18 protein-coding genes and 1 pseudogene are annotated in these 19,888 nt (G+C 55.3%); all 19 read right to left on the minus strand.

Going from position 1 to position 19,888, the window contains the following annotated elements; genetic code table 11:
* Positions 1 to 92: 92 nt before the first annotated feature.
* Positions 93 to 863, minus strand: a complete 771-nt coding sequence (locus tag GJ1_RS12590) for a 5-oxoprolinase subunit PxpA (protein WP_066232949.1) — start codon at positions 861 to 863, stop codon at positions 93 to 95.
* Positions 860 to 1,831, minus strand: coding sequence for a 5-oxoprolinase subunit C family protein (locus GJ1_RS12595; protein WP_066232952.1), 972 nt, complete (start codon positions 1,829 to 1,831; stop codon positions 860 to 862). The genes GJ1_RS12590 and GJ1_RS12595 overlap by 4 nt, the downstream gene beginning before the upstream one ends.
* A pseudogene (pxpB, locus tag GJ1_RS12600) lies at positions 1,824 to 2,520 on the minus strand (5-oxoprolinase subunit PxpB). The gene GJ1_RS12595 and the pseudogene pxpB overlap by 8 nt, the downstream one beginning before the upstream one ends.
* A complete protein-coding gene (locus tag GJ1_RS12605; RefSeq protein ID WP_066232959.1) occupies positions 2,517 to 3,266 on the minus strand; it encodes an IclR family transcriptional regulator in 750 nt (249 codons plus the stop codon). The pseudogene pxpB and the gene GJ1_RS12605 overlap by 4 nt, the downstream one beginning before the upstream one ends.
* A gap of 131 nt (positions 3,267 to 3,397) precedes the next feature.
* Positions 3,398 to 3,832, minus strand: coding sequence for a GNAT family N-acetyltransferase (locus GJ1_RS12610; protein ID WP_066232964.1), 435 nt, complete (start codon positions 3,830 to 3,832; stop codon positions 3,398 to 3,400).
* A gap of 157 nt (positions 3,833 to 3,989) precedes the next feature.
* On the minus strand, positions 3,990 to 5,510 hold the full coding sequence (locus tag GJ1_RS12615; protein WP_066232967.1) for an NAD(P)H-hydrate dehydratase: 1,521 nt from the start codon (positions 5,508 to 5,510) through the stop codon (positions 3,990 to 3,992).
* A gap of 344 nt (positions 5,511 to 5,854) precedes the next feature.
* Positions 5,855 to 6,250: a hypothetical protein gene (locus GJ1_RS12620; protein WP_066232970.1), complete on the minus strand. Its 396-nt coding sequence runs from the start codon at positions 6,248 to 6,250 to the stop codon at positions 5,855 to 5,857.
* 63 nt (positions 6,251 to 6,313) lie between these two features.
* On the minus strand, positions 6,314 to 6,718 hold the full coding sequence (locus tag GJ1_RS12625; protein WP_066232974.1) for a thiol-disulfide oxidoreductase DCC family protein: 405 nt from the start codon (positions 6,716 to 6,718) through the stop codon (positions 6,314 to 6,316).
* Positions 6,718 to 7,401: an SOS response-associated peptidase gene (locus tag GJ1_RS12630; RefSeq protein ID WP_066232978.1), complete on the minus strand. Its 684-nt coding sequence runs from the start codon at positions 7,399 to 7,401 to the stop codon at positions 6,718 to 6,720. Before GJ1_RS12630 ends, GJ1_RS12625 begins: the two co-directional genes overlap by 1 nt.
* Before the next feature lie 192 nt (positions 7,402 to 7,593).
* On the minus strand, positions 7,594 to 10,038 hold the full coding sequence (locus GJ1_RS12635; RefSeq protein ID WP_167346119.1) for an ATP-binding protein: 2,445 nt from the start codon (positions 10,036 to 10,038) through the stop codon (positions 7,594 to 7,596).
* A complete protein-coding gene (locus tag GJ1_RS12640) occupies positions 10,007 to 10,396 on the minus strand; it encodes a response regulator (protein WP_066232984.1) in 390 nt (129 codons plus the stop codon). Before GJ1_RS12640 ends, GJ1_RS12635 begins: the two co-directional genes overlap by 32 nt.
* A gap of 18 nt (positions 10,397 to 10,414) precedes the next feature.
* Complete coding sequence (locus GJ1_RS12645) at positions 10,415 to 12,022, minus strand: GGDEF domain-containing response regulator (protein ID WP_066233011.1); 1,608 nt, start codon at positions 12,020 to 12,022, stop codon at positions 10,415 to 10,417.
* Positions 12,023 to 12,157: 135 nt separating this feature from the next.
* On the minus strand, positions 12,158 to 13,099 hold the full coding sequence (locus GJ1_RS12650; RefSeq protein WP_066232986.1) for an alpha/beta hydrolase: 942 nt from the start codon (positions 13,097 to 13,099) through the stop codon (positions 12,158 to 12,160).
* Positions 13,100 to 13,231: 132 nt separating this feature from the next.
* Complete coding sequence (locus tag GJ1_RS12655) at positions 13,232 to 14,914, minus strand: acyl-CoA dehydrogenase family protein (RefSeq protein ID WP_066232989.1); 1,683 nt, start codon at positions 14,912 to 14,914, stop codon at positions 13,232 to 13,234.
* A gap of 26 nt (positions 14,915 to 14,940) precedes the next feature.
* Complete coding sequence (locus GJ1_RS12660; RefSeq protein ID WP_066232991.1) at positions 14,941 to 16,464, minus strand: class I adenylate-forming enzyme family protein; 1,524 nt, start codon at positions 16,462 to 16,464, stop codon at positions 14,941 to 14,943.
* Positions 16,461 to 16,850, minus strand: coding sequence for a MerR family transcriptional regulator (locus tag GJ1_RS12665; RefSeq protein WP_066232994.1), 390 nt, complete (start codon positions 16,848 to 16,850; stop codon positions 16,461 to 16,463). Before GJ1_RS12665 ends, GJ1_RS12660 begins: the two co-directional genes overlap by 4 nt.
* A 416-nt stretch (positions 16,851 to 17,266) precedes the next feature.
* Positions 17,267 to 18,055 (minus strand): ABC transporter permease, encoded by a 789-nt coding sequence (locus tag GJ1_RS12675; protein WP_066233000.1) that lies wholly within the window; start codon positions 18,053 to 18,055, stop codon positions 17,267 to 17,269.
* Between the two features lie 2 nt (positions 18,056 to 18,057).
* Complete coding sequence (locus tag GJ1_RS12680; RefSeq protein ID WP_066233003.1) at positions 18,058 to 18,831, minus strand: ABC transporter permease; 774 nt, start codon at positions 18,829 to 18,831, stop codon at positions 18,058 to 18,060.
* Entirely contained in the window at positions 18,828 to 19,799 is a 972-nt protein-coding gene (locus tag GJ1_RS12685; RefSeq protein ID WP_066233013.1) for an ABC transporter ATP-binding protein, read from the minus strand. The genes GJ1_RS12680 and GJ1_RS12685 overlap by 4 nt, the downstream gene beginning before the upstream one ends.
* Positions 19,800 to 19,888 lie beyond the last annotated feature (89 nt).

Consider the following 19,888-nt stretch of genomic DNA (forward strand, 5'->3'; position numbering starts at 1 on the left):
TTGCGGCAGCTGCTGCATGGCGGTATAGACGCCCATATACGCCATCAAGACGACGACGATAGCGCCAAACATGCTGAGCCTGCTTTCTTTTTTCATCGTCTCTCCTCCCGACGCACCGCCTGAATGGCGATGCCTTCATTTCGCAACGCTTCATAGAGCCGTTGGGCAAATCGGACCGCCTGCTCGTTGTCGCCATGCAGGCAGACAGTGTCGGCTTCAATGGCAATGTCCGTCCCTTGCAGCGAGCGGACGCGCCGGTCGCGGACCATCATGAGTACTTGCTTGACTGCTTCATCCTCGTCGGCGATGATGGCGCGCGGATCGCTTCTTGGAGTGAGGGAGCCGTCATCCTGATATGTCCGGTCAGCGAACACTTCGCTCGCCGTCCGCAAGCCATAGGCGCGGCCCGCGCGGATGATCTCGCTCCCCGCCAAACCATACAATATAAGCGACGGGTCAACATCGCGCACCGCTTTGGCGATCGCTTCCGCCAACGCCGCGTCTTTCGCCGCCATATTGTACAAGGCGCCGTGCGGCTTGACGTGCGTCATCGTCCCGCCTTCGGCCTTCACAAACGCAGCCAGCGCACCAATTTGGTAGACGACGTACGCATACACTTCCTCCGGCGAAACGGCCATCACCCGCCGTCCGAAGCCAAGCAAATCCGGAAACCCCGGGTGGGCGCCGATGGCAACGCCATGATGGATCGCAAGCTGCACCGTCCGCCGCATGACGAGCGGGTCGCCGGCGTGAAACCCGCAGGCGATGTTGACGGACGTGACATACGGCAAAATCCCTTCCTGTCCAAGCTGGTACACGCCAAAACTTTCGCCAAAATCACAGTTCAAATCAATCATCCTCACCGTTCTCCCTCCCATTGACGGCGAATGGCCGAAATCCACCCAGCCAACTGCCGCTCTTGTTCCGTATAAAGCCGCGCCGCTTCTTCCGGCCTGATCGGCTGAAATTGGATAAGGTCGCCCGGGCGAGCCTGCGCCAGAATCGGCAAATCCACAGCCGCGACTTGGGCGATGCGGGGATAGCCGCCCGACGTCTGGCTGTCGGCCATCAATACGATCGGCTGGCCGGACGCGGGTACTTGCACCGTGCCGAAGACGACCGCTTCCGACACCATCTCCCGCTCGCGCACAAGCGCCAACGCTGGACCGGAAAGCCGATAGCCAATTCGGTCGGACTGCGGCGTCACTTCATAGCGAGCGGCGAAAAACTGGCGGCGGCTCTCCGGCGTAAATTCGTCATACTCCGGGCCGGGAACCGCGCGCACCGTTTTCATTTTCCCACTGATATAACGGCGGGCGGCTGAAGCAAGACCCCAACGCAGCGGTTCGGCTACACGACGCCCATGGGCGGCGCCGAGTGGCAGCGCATCGCCGCACCGCAACGGCCGACCAGCGAAACCGCCAAGCTGCGCTGGAACGTACGTGGAACGGCTGCCCATCACGGGCGGGACATCGATGCCGCCCGATACGGCGATATACGCCCGAAACCCCGTCCGACACACCCCAACTTCGAGCACATCGCCCGGCTCGACAGCCATCGGCTTCCAAAGTGCAAACGGCCGCCCATTGAGCGCACACGGGAAATCGCCGCCACATACCGCAACGACGGCCTCAACGTGAAACCGAAGCGTCGGCCCGGCCATCGTCGCCTCAAGCACCGCCTCATCCCCATTGTTGCCGACGAGCGCATTAGCCAGGCGATACGCCCACCTATCCATCGCCCCGCCCACCGGCACCCCGGCATGCCGGTAGCCGAAACGCCCACCGTCTTGAGCGGTTGTAAAAAATCCGCCATCGATCACTTCAATCATGTTCCTCTCTCCAAACGTGCAAATTCACGAGCCCCAATCGGCCGAAATTCCACGATGTCGCCAGCCGCAAGCAAACTTGGTTCCTCCCGATGCGGGTCAAATAACCGAAGCGGCGTCCGGCCGATCAGCTGCCAGCCGCCTGGCGTCGCGAGCGGATAGACACCCGTCTGGCCGCCGGCGATGCCGACCGAACCGGCCGGCACTTTTGTTCGCGGCACCGCCCTCCTTGGTGTGGCCAAACGCGGCGACAAGCCCCCCAAATAAGCAAACCCTGGAGAAAATCCGATCATATAGACGCGGTAGCGTCCGGCCGAATGAAGCTTAACCACCTCATCTTCCGATATCCCGTGGAAGCGGGCGACGTCCGGCAAATCCGGCCCAAACTCGCCGCCGTAACAGACGGGAATGACGACCGTCCGCACAGAACGCCGCACCGCTTGTTCAGACCGCCCGATGTTCTCGTGCAGCCAGGCGCATACATCGGCATAGCTCCCGGCAACGAGCGGATCGTAATAAACGGTGAGCGACGAAAACGCCGGCGCGATTTCCTCGATGCCTTCTTTTCGCTCGGCCTGAAGCCGGGCGGCCGTTTGGTGGACGATGTCATTCACGGCCTCGTCGATGCGGTCTGAAAACCGGATGGTGACCGCATATTCGCATAATGGAAACAACGTATACTCCACCGTCATCCCTTCCCCCGAAAGCCGAGTTCGCGCGAGATGTCCATCGCTGCCTGCTTCAACAGCGGAACGATGCGAGCCACATCATCCGACGAAAAGCGTTGTTCCGGCCCGGCAACGCTCAGCCCGGCAACCGCCGCCCCTTCATGGTTGAAAATCGGCACCGCAACGGCGGCCGAATAGTTTTCCAGTTCGGAATAACTGACAGTATAACCGCGTTTCCGGTCTTCTTCTAACAACCGGCGCAATGCTTGTTTGTCCGTGACCGTATGTTTGGCGATTTTCACAAGCTCCACCTGTTCTAAATAGCGTTCCTGCTCCTCCTTGGCCATAAACGCCAGCAGGACGCGCGGACACGCACCGGCGTACAGCGGAGCGCGCCGCCCAACTTTCGTATAGACGCGCACCGGCTCGGACGTTTCGACTTTTTCAATATACAGCGCCTCATCGCCGTCGCGAATGACTAAATTGACCGCTTCGTTCGTCTCCTCTTTCAGCCGCTTCATCACTGGCAGCGCCGCCCGGCGAATATCGAGCCGCTCGGCGACGAGCGCGCCAAACGTCAAGAAGGCGAAACCGAGCTCATAGTGATCGCCTCGTTTTTGCAAAAAGCCGAGGGCAACAAGCGACTGCGCCATTCGGTACACCGACGTTTTCGGCATCCGAAGCCGCTCGACCATCTCCAGCAGCGTCAACCGTTCGCAATCGAGAAACAAATCAAGCAGTTCTTTTGTTTTTAAGACCGTTTTATTCATCATTGCCCCTCTGTTCCGAATATCAGAATATTAATTCCAAAATACGAGTTATGTATTTTTTATTATAATGAAAAGTGGAACAACTTTCTACCACAAAATGAAAAGCGCCCGCTGAACGGACGCCGTTGGATTCAAATCGATAAGCGTTTCAAAAACACATAACTCGCTTTTTGATATTCCATTTTTTCCTCATAGAAGCGATGGGCGTCAACCCGCTGCAGGCCGGATGACAGCGAGACAATCCCGTAGCCGTGCTCTTTCGCCCATTCGTGCACATGCGACAGCAACGCTTTTCCATACCCTTTCGAACGTTCGCTTGGAGCGGTAACCAAATCGCACACCCAAATAAAGCGGCCGTTATAGAGTGTAATCATCGGCATGAATCCGACAGCAGCAACCATTTTGTCCCCATCATATAACGCCGCGAGCTGATACCCTTCTTTTTCTTGCGCTTCACGCACAAGCGCCACGTATGTTTCCTCATCTAAATGGGTGCGCAGCTCGCGCATGACCGGAAAGGCGCTTCTCACTTCCTCTTCGGTGTCAAGCCAAACGAATCGCAGCACGATCCTATCTCCCTTCTATACATGAAATGCATGGAAAGTTTACGTCCGAACCGCATGCCTTGTGCGCAAATGGTTGGTAAAAAGAAAACACCAGCCGGTCATATCGAACCGGCTGGATCGTTTTCATCCCCCAGGCCCCTTTCCATTAGCCGATGGATCACGTCAATGAAGCCAGCACCACCGGCAAGGCATCGACAACGTCCGACGCCAATACATCCCATGGCGAATGACCATGTTGAACAAGCCAATCAGCAGCCTTTCCATGCACGAAAACAGCATTGCTCACCGCCGGCTGCACCGCCTCGTGCTGCAGCAAAAACGCCGCCACGATGCCCGTCAACACGTCACCGCTGCCGCCTTTCGCCAAAGCCGGATTGCCGGTTATGTTCACATATTGCGCTCCATCCGGCGCCGTAACAATCGTATATGGCCCTTTCAACACGACATACACGCCATATTCCATCGCCAACCGCTTGGATACCCCAAAGCGGTCGTGCTCCACCTCGCGAATGGAGCGATGGACGATGCGCGCCATTTCCCCCGGATGCGGAGTGATTACAGTCGGCGCGCTTCGGCGGCGCACCTGTTCGGCGTAATCATCCCAGAAAAATAGGGCATCGGCATCGAGGATAAGGGGCACCGGCTTTCGCACCAACTCCCCAACAAGACGGCGCACCCCTTCCGTCCGCCCCAGCCCGGGGCCGATCGCCATCGCATCCACATCAAGCCCGTCCCAATCAGCCGCGCCGGCAAACGCGCCGCCCTCGGCTGGCCACGGCCGACACATCGCCTCCGGCACCCGGTTGGCGACCGCCTCGTACACCGTTTCCGGAACAGCCATGGTCACAAGTCCGGCCCCGCTTCGCAGCGCCGCTTTAGCGGCGAGCGTCACCGCTCCTGTCATGGCTTTCGACCCGCCGACTACAAGCAGTTTGCCGTACGTTCCTTTATGCGAAGACCGCTTCCGTTTTGGCATCGTCCGCATGACATCGCTTCGTTCCCACACAAACCGACGGACTGCATTCGTTTTGACCACGACCGGCGGAATGCCGATATCCACAACAGCAAGCTCCCCGTAATAATCGGCCGCTGGAAACGTGTACGCCCCAAGCTTCGGACAGTGAATGGTGAGCGTCACATCCGCGCGAACGGCCGCGGCGACATCACCGCCATCGGCCGGCACCCCGCTTGGCACATCAATCGCATACACAACAGCCCGTGAACGGTTCACTTGTTCAATGATTTCTTGATACGGAGAACGAACTTCCCCCTTGACGCCAATGCCAAGCAGTGCGTCGATGATGACATCATAATGCGGCACGCGCGCCGCAAACGCCCGCTCATTCCCCTCATAAGCGTTCCACGAATAGCCGGACCGCTCGTACACCTCAAGCGCGGTACGCGCCGCTCCTTTCACCTTTTCCTTTGGTGGAACGAGCCATACATCGGTTTCGTAGCCGTAGCTTTTCAACATGCGGGCAACGACAAACCCATCCCCGCCGTTGTTGCCCGCCCCGGCAAGCACCGCCACGTTAGCAGCGCGTGAAATGCGTTCTTTCAGCGCTGAAAACAGCGCCTGTCCGGCGTTTTCCATCAATGAATCAGCGCTAATGCCGATCCTCTCCGTCACTTCTCGGTCGATGGCATACATTTCATCAGATGTTACGATCGGAATCATTCTCCTTCCTCCTCGTTTCTTTTGACCTCCGTCCCCTTTGACGCTCCATCTTTTACACATGTTGGCCATGGGAGAATCAGGCTTCGAGAACGAACCACGATGCCCGATGGAGCGGTCTTTATGGAGCGTTCATGAAACGTTTGACATTCCCTGCCGCGCGCCTTCCCATCATCAATGTATGATTTAGGATCAAGCCTTGCCGGAACAGCCGGCGGCTACGTCTGGGCGCATTTTCATTGGAGCGGCGTCATCGCCTTTATCGCCGTGTTGCTCGCCTTATCCTACCCGCTTATCCGCTATGCAGAAAAACGACGGCCATCGCCCTCGCGATGACCGCCGCCTGGTCACGGCTGCTTGGCGATCGCTTGCAGCCCAAACTGCAGGCAATCGTCGCAAATCGCTGCCAGCGGACCTTTGGCCAGCCTTGGTTTTTCTTTGAGACAAAACGAGCAGCGGCCGCTGGAATCGGCTTGCGTTTCGAGCGTCAATTCCTCTTCCAGTTTTTCAAGAGAAAAGACCGCAAGCGCTTCATATACGTTGTCAATCAAATCGCCGTCGATGTACGCACATTTTCCTTCCCACCGCAATGCCACGAGCTTTGCCGCCACTGCCATGCCTTCATAAAATCGACGGCGGGCCTCTTCCTCACTTTGTTCCGCTTCGGCCGCCAAATCATCGGCAAACTGCTCAAGCGCCGCGGCGGTGCATTGTTCGAGCCACCGTTTTGTTTCGTTTGTCATGCCCATTTCCCCTCCCTCGTTTCTTTCTCTTTTCAATACGACAAACGGGCGTATTTTCCTTCTTCACCGCGGCCATTCATCAAGAAAACGGGTCCGCAGTTCAGGAGGCGGCAACTGACAACGATCACGCTTCGCAGCGAGACGATGACGGCGGTTGGCAATCGCGTCATACATATGATCGCGCAACAGCCGCGGAACGAGAAATCCAACCGCTGCCAGCCAATTCCACGGCCACGAAAGGCGTCGACCGATGCGCAGGACAGCGGCAGATTTGACATAACAGCAGCCGTTCTCGATGAGGACGACACTGTCTTTCGCCGATGCCTCCCCGTTTGCCAACAATGCTTGACCAACAGCGCTTTGTTGCGCCGCAAAGCGGAATACTGCCTTTCGGTCGCGGGCGGCAATCCAATGCACACTCGCATGGCAAAACAAGCAATCGCCATCAAATAAGATGATAGGATGCATCACATTCCCTCCATCGACCGGCTGTTGACGGGTTCAATGCAAGCGCTCACATCATTTTTCGGCGAGTTGACGAGCGGCGCCACTTCGTACATCTGCATTTGCTCTTGAGGATACGACAGCAACAACGACTTCAAATACTCGCTGTCGTCCAAACGCGGATCTAGCCAGTCTTCATGTCGTTCAGGCGGCAGTATGACCGGCATCCGGTCGTGGATGGGGGCGATGAGCTCGTTCGCCCTCGTCGTAATGATCGTGCACGTCTCAAGCGGCCCACTTGGCCCATCCCAGCGCTCCCACAACCCAGCGAACGCAAACGGCTCGCCGGTTTTGAGGGTAAACCGGTACGGCACTTTTTTCGTTCTTTCCTTTTTCCATTCAAAAAACCCATCGGCTAAAATCAAGCAGCGCCGCCGCTTGAACGCATGGCGAAAACTCGCCTTTTCATCGATCGTTTCCGCCCGGGCGTTGATCATCTTCGCACCGATGCGGACATCTTTCGCCCAAAACGGTACAAGCCCCCAGCACATCATTTTCCCGACTCTCTCTCCCCCTTCGGCGACGATGGTCAGCACATCTTGACCCGGGGCGATGTTGAACCGGGGAGCAAGCGAACCTTCATAACGGAAGTGAAACCGCTCCTGCAACGCCAACAAATCAACCGTTAAGGTAAACCGACCGCACATGCCTCTTCCCCCTTCTTCTCGTTAGCTTCAAGGAAGAAAACGATCTTCTACCAGAAAACTGCCAACAACACTCTCCCCATGTGCGCTCATGTGATGAAAGGGTAAGTGTTTCTAGATGATCCCATTCCTTTCTTTATCAGTTTACAAAAAAAGCGGCCGAGGGGAAATCCGGCCACTTGATGAAAAGAAGCTTCAGTTGATCTCTTGCGTGATCGACGCCATAGGAAAACGAACAGTAAAGGTGCTCCCTTTTTTCTCTTCCGAGACGACGTCCACCTCGCCGCCGTGCGCTTTCACAATCTCTTTGACGATCGTCAGGCCGAGTCCTGTTCCGCCGATGCGGCGGCGGTCCGAATTATCAACGCGGTAAAACTTCTCGAAAATATGCGGCAGCGCCTCAGCCGGGATGCCAAGCCCTTCATCCCGCACATCGACGCACAAGCGGCCGCTATGCTCATAAAGCCGGATCGCAACGGTCCCACCGTCTGGAGAATATTTCACCGCATTATGAACTAAATTCGTAAACAGCTGCCGCAGCCGTTCCCTGTCGCCGCGGATCACCGTCCGCTTTGTCTCTATGGAGACTGAAAACGCATGGATATCCGTTCCCAGTTTTTCTGTTTCAACGACTTTTTCAACGACCGGAACGAGGTCAACCGGCTCCCAATGATACGTTTGCCGGCCGGCTTCCATGCGCTGCACATCCAGAAAATCGTTAATTAAAGCGGTCAGCCGCTCGGCTTCTTGATAAATGGCCGTCAAATATTTATGCTGCCGCTCCGGCGCAAGCGGTTTGTTGAGCAACAGCTCCGCCAAACCGAGAATGCCCGCCAGCGGCGTCCGCAATTCATGGCTGACCGTGCTGACCAACTCCGATTTCATCCGATCAACTTCCACCTGCTTTGTCACATCGCGATGGACGAAAATCGTGCCAAATTTCGCTCCCCCTCGGTAAAGCGGTGCGGCATAAACTTCCATAACGATCCGATTCTCTTTGAGTTCATACGTCATCACGGATAACTCATCCGCCGGACCAAAAACGGCCTGATCGAGAAAGACGCTAAGCGCCTGCTCATCGGTGGCCAATGCGCAAAGCCGCTGTTTCCACTCGGCATACGGCGCCTCATGCCATCCGTCTGCCGCGGCGCCGAACCATTCCTTCATCCGCCCGTTCATTAGCTTGTTCGTTCCATGAAGGTCGACGAGCTGAATGCCTTCGGGCAAATGGTTGAAAATATCTTCCGTCAGACGCCGATCTTTTTCCGCTTCCTCGTATAAGGCAAGTTTTTGCAAGGAAATCGAAATATGCTTGCCAAGCTGTTCGGCCTCGACCGCTTCATCATCCGTGAACGCTGCTCCGAACCGGCTTAAGACGATGACCGCCTCCACATCATCACTTGGCGACAACACAGGGACGAACAGATCGTATGAATATAGCGGTTCGTCATGGTAACCGCGCTCAAACCCCGGCAGTTCGCGGCGGATGGTGAATGCCTGCTTCGTCTCGAGCAAGCGGTGTTCGAGACCGTTATACAGTTGCTGCAAAAACCGATGCACGCTCATCGCTGATAAACCGAACGAAGCATGCGCTCGCTCTTCATCGGCAACGACGATGATGCCCCGTTCCGCCTTCATGATGGCGCATAAATTGCGGATGACGCTATGTAACACTTCCTGCTTGTCAAGAGACTGAGCCATGCCTTTAATGAGGTCATTGCGGCGCGCCAGCTCCTGCTCGCGGCGCTCGGCCATGGCCAACGCTTGCTCCAGCTCGGCTTGCTGGGCCTCGAGCTCTTCTTGCTGGGCGAGAAGTTCTTCGTTTTGCGCCAACAGATGCTCCTCTTTTTCGCGAATGCTCTCCATCATCATCATAAACGCTTTTGATAGTTTGCCAATTTCATCTTCCTGCTCGTCAAATGTTGGCCATTCGACAGTTGCGCCTTGTTTGGCAAACTGTTCCGCAGCGGCGGCAAACTGTTGGAGCGGGCGGCCGATTTGCCTTGCTGCCAAACGCATAAGCCGCTGCAATAAAAACAACATCAGCGCGATAAAAGCGATAAATGCGGCTTGCCCGTATTGCTGTTTTCGCTTGAAATCGATATATTCTTGCTTCATCTGGTCGATCAGCGTATCATGATAGGCGGCAAGCCGCTTTTGAAAACTTTGCACCGCCGCCGTGCCGCCGTTTTCCGCGATCAACGCCACTTCCCGTCGGTCGCCGCGCTCAAAAGCCTCTATTGCTTTCGGCACGAGCTGTTCGAAATAGCGGATGAAAAAGTCGTGGGCATCGCGAAGAAACCGCTCGTCTTCCGGATGGACAGCCAACGGTTCCATTTCTCTCAATACTTGTTTCGCAGTTTCTTGTTGCTGAAAAACGCTTTCTTTGAACGACGGACGTCCGAACGCAAAATAGCCGCGCACATCAAAAAACGCTTGGGTAAACGCCCGATCAAGCTGATGGGTACGAATTTCCTTTTGCTCGAGCGCCTGTTGCACCGCCTCGAACGAACGGGTGAGCGACTGCTGGTACATCACGAGCAGCGCCGAGCCGAGAAAAAACAAAACCGTAAATCCAGCCATGAGCCATACAAATCGGGATGCCACGCTACGGCGAAAGTGGACTGCCATCCGTCTCATGCAGCACCTCATTCACTTTCTTCACGAATTCAAATGGGCGGTACGGTTTTTCGATAAACAGATCCGCACCGGCCGCCAACGCCCGCTCTCGGTCGGCCGGCTGGGTTTTCGCCGACAGCATGATCACTTTCGGACGCTTCTCCGGACATTCACGGCGAAAATGTTCCAGCACCTCGACGCCGCTATAAAACGGCAGCATATAATCGAGCAGCACCAAATCATAATCGCGTTCGCGCAGCCTCTTGAGCGCCTCGGCCCCGTCCGCCGCTTCGTCCACCTTATACCCTTCATCGGCCAACAAATCGGCCGCTAGCATGCGCAACACTTCTTCATCTTCCACAAGCAAAATCTGTTTCAATCAGCTTCCCCTCCCTCGCTACATCCGTTTCAACAATCGGCTGACCCGCGCCTCAAGCTCAAGCCGTTTAAACGGTTTCGTTATATAATCATCCGCTCCTAACTGAAGCGCCCGTACGATATCTTCTTCACTTTGGCGCATTGTTAACATAATAATTTTATAGCGCGACTCATCGCGGCGGCTGCGAAGACGGCGCAACACTTCAATCCCGTCCATTTTCGGCATGATCCCGTCAAGAATGACAAGGCACGGCGAATGGCCTTCGTGCCATGACGATTCGATGAACGATACCCCATCGGCAAATGCCCGCACTTCACACTGCTCTTTCCGATCTCGGGCAATGTGTTCGAGAAGATCAGCCACAACCGTGCGAACGATCACATCATCGTCAACGACGGCCATTTTCACCGTTTTTCGCTGCCGCATGTCATCTATCTTTTCGGCGGCCACTGTCCGATCCCGCCCGCCGTTTTTTGCCGCATACAACGCCCCGTCCGCCCGCTCAAGCCAATATTCAAGCGGCGCGCCTCCCTCGTTCACCTCCACGATCCCACAAGAAAACGTGCAACGAAACGCCGTGCCCCCTCCGGAAAATGAGCGGGAACGAAATTGATTACGGAGCCGTTCAATGACTTCAAACGCATCGTGTTGCATCGTTTTCGGCAAAAAAAGAAGAAACTCTTCGCCCCCGAAGCGGAACGCTAAATCGTTTGGCCGTGTTCCATGCCGAAGGAGCGCCGCAAATTCACGCAACACCTCGTCTCCAACTAAATGACCATACTGGTCGTTAATCTGCTTAAAATGATCTAGGTCGAGCAATGCGATGCAGTACGGCTCCCCAAGCCGCTCCCGCTCGCTTTCGAGCTGGCGGTAGGCCTCAGGCAAATATTTGCGATTGTATAACCGAGTGAGCTCATCGACAAGCAGAAGCCCTTCCAACTGTTTTTTCCGCTCCAACAACCGATGCACTCGAATGATAAATTCCGGTAAGGCAAACGGTTTTACCATAAAATCATCAGCACCGGACGCGTAACTTTGCAGACGCACCTCTTCGCGATCATCGGCGCTGATGACCACAGTTGGAACAAATTGTTGGCCAAGCGCCGCCTTCAATTCCTTGAGCACCGTCAAACCGTCTGTTCCGTTCATATGCACGTCGATGACAACGCAGTCCGGCTTCACCTCATACAATTGTGTCACCGCCTTTTCCGGTTGGGCAACGGTGACAATCTGCCAGCCTACTTTCTCGATTTGCTCTTTCATATACATTAAAAAGAGCGCATCATCATCGACAAGCAAGATAAGCGGCGCTTCGTCGGCGTCCGCCGACGAAAAAGAAAAATGAGTAGGAACATCGCGGTACGTTTCGTCATAATACCAATGCATCAACTCATATACGTGCTCTTTCAGCTCGGCTGGCGTCCACAGTTTCCCGTTTTCCGCCTCAAGCCGCTTCATCAGCCGGCACGCTCTTTTCCCCAACTCTTCCATCCCAATGACAGCGGCCGTTCCGACGATGTTATGAAAAAACCGATACACATCTTCATACGTAATCGCTTCTTCCTGCTCCCACTGTTCCAATTTGGCACGAATATTGCGCCAAAAATGCTCTTTGTATTTGTCCATGACCGAACGCGACCCTCCCGTTTTCTCATCCCCGATCCAATAAGTCAGCGGGCGCAAAAAAGAAGGAACCGCCGAAGCCGTTCCACTCCCCTTACATTATATATGGCTTTTCATGTGCTGTATACGACCAAATACTTATTTCTTTGCTTGCTGTTGCTCGAGCGACCGCAAAAAGGAGAGCATGCGATTCACGTATTGGTCGCCATACAGCGAGAAACTTTTCACATGATCCGCTTTTTCCGTCAGCCATAGTTGAAAGACATCCGGATGGGCTTCGTACAATTTCACGCTTTCTTCATACGGGATGGATCGGTCGTCTTTGCTGTGGATGAACAAAATCGGCCTTGGCGTCACACGATCGACCGCATGGATGGGGGAAGACATCCCCAAATCCAAATCAGCAAGCGCCGGGATGATCGCCAAAATGAGATACGTAAACGGCACGTCCGGCAAATGCGTCCATACTGACATATTGGCGCGCAAATACGATTCAAGGTCGCTAAACGGGCTGTCCGCAATCACCCCGTGAACATCGCTGTCCTCGGCCGCCGCCAATATCGACGTCGCCGCCCCCATCGAAATGCCGTACAAGGCAACCGGCTCGCGGTAGTGCGTTTTCGCGTAATCGATCACGCCGAGCAAGTCGTCTTTCTCTTTAACACCGATCGTAATCATATCGCCTTCCGACTCGCCGCTGGCGCGGAAGTCAAACAAAATGACACGGTACCCTTCGGCGACAAGCCGCTTAGCGAGTGGCAAAAACGGCACATTTTTCTGCATCCGATTGCCGGCGTACCCATGGGCAAAAATGACCGTCATCTTCGCTGTTCCTTGCGGTGGAATGACCCAGCCTTTGAGCGCTGTTTTTCCATCTTTGCTTGTGAATGTAGCATTTTCATATGCCATGCCGTAGTCTTTCGGCGTTACGGTGATTGGCTCGCGCGGTTTATGCGTCAGCTGCCAGCCGACATAAACGGACAAACCAACGCAAGCGAGCAACCCTAAAATGACAACGCCAATGGCTGCAGAAATCCAAACGCGCCGCGTTGTCCTGCGCGGCGTGCGCATCAGTTCCATGCACGTTTCCCCCTTCTTTCTTTTTCCTTTCTTTCATCCTACTTGTTGAAGTGCTCATTTGGCAATCAAAAAAGAGATGTCCGCAAAAAAACGAACATCTCTTTCGTCAACGGTATGCTTCATAACGCCTGCTTACGAATGGGCAAGCGGCGCAGACGCTCCTTTACATCTGACGATCAAGTCAAACTCGCGCACCGACGCCATCTGTTCGTCCACGAGCCCGCGCTCCCAGACGCGGCGCAAAAACAGCTCAGCAATCAGCCGATTCCGCTCGTTTTCTTGCCCGCGCTCAAGAGCAATAACGCTCAAATACAAATCACACATCCGATTGGCAATCGTCTTAGCATGAAACGTCTGCACCTCTTCCGCTTGTCCGCTAAGGCGGGCAAGCGCTGACACCAATTCCTTAAGCCCTTCTTCAACTGGGAGGGCGAGCGGTTTCACCGCGGCCGTCAAGCCCTCAAGCCGCTCCTTCATCTCGGCGGCAAACCGTTCATGGATGCGATATTTGCGCATCAAACGCAGCACCTCGAGCGCCAAAATGTTCGCCGTCCCTTCCCAGACGGTCAGCACCTGCGCATCGCGCAACAGGCGCGGGGTGACGAAATCTTCGATATACCCGTTGCCGCCGTGCAGTTCAATCGCCTCATGGCTGAACGCGATCGCCTCTTCGGCGGTGCGCATTTTAAGGAGCGCAATCAAAAGCCTGAGCCATGCTTTCTCCGCCCCGTCCGCTTCATGCGGCGCGGTCATGACGCGGTCAAACAAAGAGATCATCGCAAAGCAGGCGCTCGTTTCCACCTCTTGTCTTGCCGTCAAGTCGGCCAGCGTATGGCGCACCATCGGGTAATCGGTCAGTTGATGGCCAAAGGCCGTGCGCTGTTCGGCGTATTGCTTCGCTTCCTCGAGCGCCCGTTTCATAATGCCGACAGAGGCGACCGCATTGCAGACGCGCGATAAATTGAGCGCTTCCATCATATAATAGAAACCTTTCGTCGGATCGCCGACGACATATGCTTCCGCCCCATCAAACACGACTTCGGCCGACGGCACGGCGCGCACACCCAATTTATCTTTTAGGCGGCGGATGGAGATGCCGTTTAACGTTCCATCCGCCCGGCGCCATGGGACGAGAAACAAGCTCAGCCCTTTCGTCCCCGGGCCGCTGCCGTCCATGCGCGCCAACACAAGCGCCACGCCGCAGCGTCCGGCGTTGCTGGCAAAATATTTTTCTCCGTATAGCTTATAATGATCGCCGCACGGCACGGCGCGCACCGCGTTGGCGCCGACGTCCGACCCGCCTTGGCGCTCGGTTAAAAACGTCGCCCCTTCATACAGCTCGACTTCGCCCGTTGAGATGACATGGGGCAAATACCGAGCTTTCAACTTTTCATCGGCAAAATGCTCAAGCACATAGGCGGTCGCCATCGTCAGCGTCACCGGGCAGTAAAAGCCGGGCTCAGCTTGGGATAAGATATACCCTTGGGCATACGAGTAAACATAGTTTCCTTTTCTCCCAAGCTCGGGAATCGGCTTGTGCACATAGCCGACGATTCCCGTTTCGTACGTCTGTTTCGCTGTCTGCTCGTATCCTTCGTTCACCCACACTTCGGAAATGTCGTTCCCGAAGCGGTCATACTTGATGAGGCGCGGCTGCCCTTCACGGTCGGTGTGTACGGCGCGGCGGTCAACGTCAGTCAGGCAAAACTTATAAAACGATTCCAGTTTTTCTTCAGCATAGCGGTACAATTCATCATCCAAATACCGTTTCAAATTCGCCAGCAAGTTCGGATCGACGTCACGAAGCGGCTTCATCGTCTCTCCCCTTTCCTCATTTCTTATCATGCCTGTGCTGCCGTCTCCCGCGCCCGCAACACTTGTTTCAACACTTTTCCCGTCGCATTGCGCGGCAGCTCGGCGATCGCCTCATACAGGCGGGGAATTTTGTAGCCAGCAAGCTTGTCAGAGAGGAAGCGCTTACACTCCTCCGCAAGCGGTTCAAGCGGCTCATTGAGCACGACAAACGCTTTTGCCGTTTCACCCCACTCTGGATGCGGCACACCGATCACAGCGACATCCGCGATCGCTGGATGCGTCCGCAGCACATCTTCCACTTCTTTCGGGTAAATATTCACGCCGCCGGAAATAATGACATCTTTTTTTCGGTCGATGATCCAAATGTAGCCGTCTTCATCGCGGCGCGCCAAATCGCCTGTGTATAGCCATCCATTTTTGATCGCTTCGTTCGTTTTTTCCTCGTCTTTGTAATATCCTTTCATCACGCTCTCCCCGCGCAGCACGATCTCCCCGACCTCGCCGGGCGCGACTTCATTTCCTTGCTCGTCGACAATGGCCACCTCACAATGGAGGGCGGCATATTTGCCGACGCTTCCCGCTTTTTCAGCGTGCTCCTCAGGAGCCAAGTACGTGCCGTTCGGGCCGGCTTCCGTCAAGCCGTATAAACACATCATCCGCCTAGCGCCAAAGCGGCTGGCGATAAACCGCACTTCCTCGCGCGACAACGGCCCCCCGCCGTACATCCAACAGCAGACCGAAGAAAGGTCGTAGTCCTCAAAACGCGGATGCTTCGCCGTCAATAAATATGCCACCGGCGCGCCGAAAAAGTGGGTGATCTTATGCCGTTCAACCAGGCCAAGCAATGCATCCGGGGAAAATGCAGGCGCTAGAACATGGGTCGCACCGACATATGTGCCGCCGACGAAAAACAAATGAAGCGGCGCCGAATGGCTGAGCGGCATGAGATGCAAAAGGCGGCTTTGACGGTCGATTTTTGTTTCGATCACGATCATGTCCGCGACCGTGATAATGTTGCGATGCGTGAACAGCACCCCTTTCGGCCGCCCCGTTGTCCCCGATGTATACAAAATCGTCGCCTCATCGTCCTCTTTGGCCGGGCAGACGATCTCCCGCGGATCGCCCGAATCTATCAACTCCGCCAACGACAGCCAACCGCCTTCAGCGCTCCCTGTCTTGATCCAGATGACATCGCTTCCGCCGACAAGCGAGGTCAGCGCCTGATGCACCAAATCGTGGGCAATGAGCATCTTTGCTTCACTATGGCCGAGAATGTACTGCACCTCCGCCGCCGTCAAGCGCACATTGATCGGCACGACAACAGAGCCGAGGCGCAAAACAGCAAAGTATGCAAAGACAAACTCTGTCGTATTCGGCATATACAACGCAACCTTATCGCCGCGCCGAATCCCGAGCCTTTCGAGCGATGACGCCAGACGGTTGACCGCCCGGTCGACTTCGGCGTACGAAAGCTCCGTTTCCCCATCGATGATCGCCGTCTTGTCGGGAAATTTTCTCGCATTGCGGGCGAGCAATTCGGAAATGTTCATCCGTCTGATTCCTCCCATTCTCGCAATCGCCTCTCAAAATCAGAAAGCATCGCTTCCATTTCCGCCTTCAGCTGCAGCAAATCGTCAATCCTATCACTCACCTCCTTGAGTTTCCGCCGCCCATATTCGACCGTTTTTTCAAGCTGTTTCTTCCCTGTGCGGTCCTCGTCAAACAAAGCAATCATCTCATGAATTTCCTCAAGCGAAAAGCCGAACCGTTTGCCTCGCAAAATGAGCTTCAGCTTCGCCCGCTCCTTTTTCGTATACAGCCGTTGCCCCGACTCGGTCCGGATCGGGGCAAGCAGCCCGCGTTCTTCATAATAACGGATCGTCCGTGTGCTCACATCAAACTCCTGCGCCAGCTGGGAAATGGTGAAATAATGCATCGCAATCCCTTCTCTTGGTGTAATATTCTGAATTTTATTTTAATTGACGTTGACGTAAAAGTCAACGGATATCAAGGAAGAGAAACGTTTTTCCCTGCTTCCCGATCCATGTCCGTTCTTCCTTCCAACCGAACATCTCAGGAGAAAGTTGGTCCAAGCGGGGCAGCCGCCGAAAGAAGGGCACCCCGAGCCAATACAAGGAAAGAAACCGCCAACCGAACGCTTCCCCATCGTTCACGTCGGCCAGAAGCGAACCGAGCGCATGACGCTTTGCACCATCGATGAACTCGATACATTTCCAAACCCAATGGGCAGGCACGCAAGGCAAGCGCGAGCAGCACGGCACTCATATAAGGGCTCGGAACGGATACCGAACCACCCCATAAAAAAAAAGCCCCCGTTCAGAGGCTTTTTCCTCACCCGCCCGCCCCCGTATAAAAGCGCAAGGCAAACCGCCAAAAGCGGCGGGCAAGCCATAAAAAGAAAATGGCCACAGCCAAAGCCGCAAGCGCCGCCGGGACGCTCCATTTGCCAAGCAGCGCCAAAGCCGGCGTGTTCGTGATCAACACCGCCGGCAGGACGTATGTAATGACGAAGCGCACGGCGCCGCGGTACATGCTGCCGGGGAAGCGGGCCGTATCAAAAAACGAATCGAAAATAAACGACAAATCGTCGATCCGCACGACCCAAAACGACGTCGTCATAAGCATCATCCATAGCGAGTAAATAAGCAAAAGCGAAGCGGCCATCACGATGAGAAACATGCATACGTCCGCCGCCGACGGAACATAGCGCTCGACATACAAGCCGTAGCCGATGACGCCAAGGCCGAGCGCGACATCGATGAGCCGCCAAAAAACAAGGTGGCGGAAGCTGACGTAAAACATGCTGTCGACCGGCTTCGTCAACACGTAATCGAGCGTGCCGCGCCGGACGTGCTCAAGCAGTCTTGGCATGTTCGGGCGGAGGGCAAAATCGATGAACCCGCGCAGCGCATTAAAGACGCCGAGCAGCACAAGCACTTCCCCATACGTCCAGCCGCCTAAGCGGTCCGTCTGGTAAAAAAAGATATGGACGGTCAACAGCGCAACCGCGATGCCGAAAAAGCTGGCGATGAAATTGCCAAAAAACTCGCTCCGGTATTCCATTTCCTCGACCAAACAAGCGCGGAAAAACTCGCGGAACACCCGTCCGTACCGCCGCATGTTCACCCACCTACCGCCTGATTTTTTCCTATTCCCGCCTTCCACAGCCATTGCAAAGCGGCAATCAAGACAATCATCCACCCGGCGGCGATCGCAAAACCGCGCGCCACCTCTTCCCCATCCGCCGCCCCGGTGGCGATTTCAATCGGAAAACTGATCATATAGCGGAACAGCAGCCACTCGCTCCATTCGCGAAGCTGCGGCGGAAGCATTTCCAGCGGTGCAATCCGCCCCGACAAAAACAAGGAAATGACGTCGATCACGCCGTACACAGCCGCCACCTTTGTCACCCAAAACGCCAGCAGCCCGCACGAGTAGCTAAGCAAAAAACGAAGCGCCGCTCCCAACACCACCGCCAGCAAAAACAACACCACCTGGCTTCCCGTCATGTGCGGGAGAAGCGCTGGCCAAAATACCGCCGCCACCACCCAGACAGGCACTAAAATGACGGCAAACAGCCATTTATAAATGATGTTCTCCGCGATCGCCCAATGAATTGGATGAAGCGGCCGCAGCAACAAGTTCGAAAACGTCCCTTCGCGAATTTCGCGGTCAAGCTCCCATACATCCCACGCGCTCGTCATCCGCTCGACAAAAATGACCGCCATAAAGTAGAAAACGAACGACTCGCTCTCTTCCGGATGAATGTTCATCCAGACAAACATCGTAATGAGGGGCTGCGCAACGGCGCCCGTCATCCAGACGAACGTCGCCAAGCGGTATGCAAGCATTTCAATATATTTCATCCGCAACAAGGCGATATATTTGCGAATCATACTCTCTCCTCCTGAAACGCGCGCGTAATCACTTCCTCAAGCGGCGGGTCTTCAATATTGATGTCGCGGACATCAAACCGCTCCAAAAGCCGCGCCGCGGCCTCCGCCGCCGCCTCGCGCGCCACCCGCAATACGACCGTTCCTTCTTCCATTTCCGCCACTTCGCCATACTCGCTCCAATTCACATCCGGCAGCCGCGCAAACCGAACCTCCAGCCGCTTGTACGGCGCCAACTTCTCCGTCAGCACCGCAAGATCCCCGTCGTAAATGAGCCGCCCATAGTTGATGATCATCACCCGGTCGCAAAGCGCCGCGACATCGCCCATGTAATGCGACGTCAACAAAATCGTCGTCTCATGCTCCCGGTTGTAATCGACGATAAAGCGGCGCACGTTTTCTTGCGTATGAACGTCAAGTCCGATCGTCGGCTCATCCAAAAACAACACTTGCGGCCGATGCAAAAGAGCCGCCGCCAGCTCACAGCGCATCCGCTGCCCGAGCGACAGGCTGCGAGTCGGTTTGTCCAATAGCGGGGCCAAATCCAGCAGCTCGGTGAGCTCATCGAGCGTCTGGCGGAACGACCGATCGTCGATGTCATAAATCGCTTTATTGACCAAAAACGTCTCCATCGGCGGAATATCCCAGATCAGCTGGCTTTTTTGCCCCATCACCAAACTCATCATTTTTTTAAACTCCCGCTTTTGCTCAAACGGCACAAACCCGCCGACCGTAATCTCCCCTGATGTCGGATGCAACAACCCAGCCAACATTTTCATCGTCGTCGTTTTCCCCGCCCCGTTCGGGCCCAAAAAGCCGACAATCTCCCCTTTTTCAATCGTAAACGAAACATCTTTCACCGCCTCAATGACGCGGTAGTCGCGCCGCCATAAACTGCGCGCCGCCTCAAGCCATCCCGCTTCGCGGCGATAGACGCGGAACGATTTATGCAAATGGCTGACACGGATCACCATGTTCATCCCCCAGTATGTGCATGCTGTTGACATTCTTTTGTTATATCACATTCGAAGGACGCGCCGCAAAGAAAAAATTTTCGTCG

The sequence above is a fragment of the Geobacillus jurassicus NBRC 107829 genome, from assembly GCF_001544315.1.
Classification (GTDB): domain Bacteria; phylum Bacillota; class Bacilli; order Bacillales; family Anoxybacillaceae; genus Geobacillus; species Geobacillus jurassicus.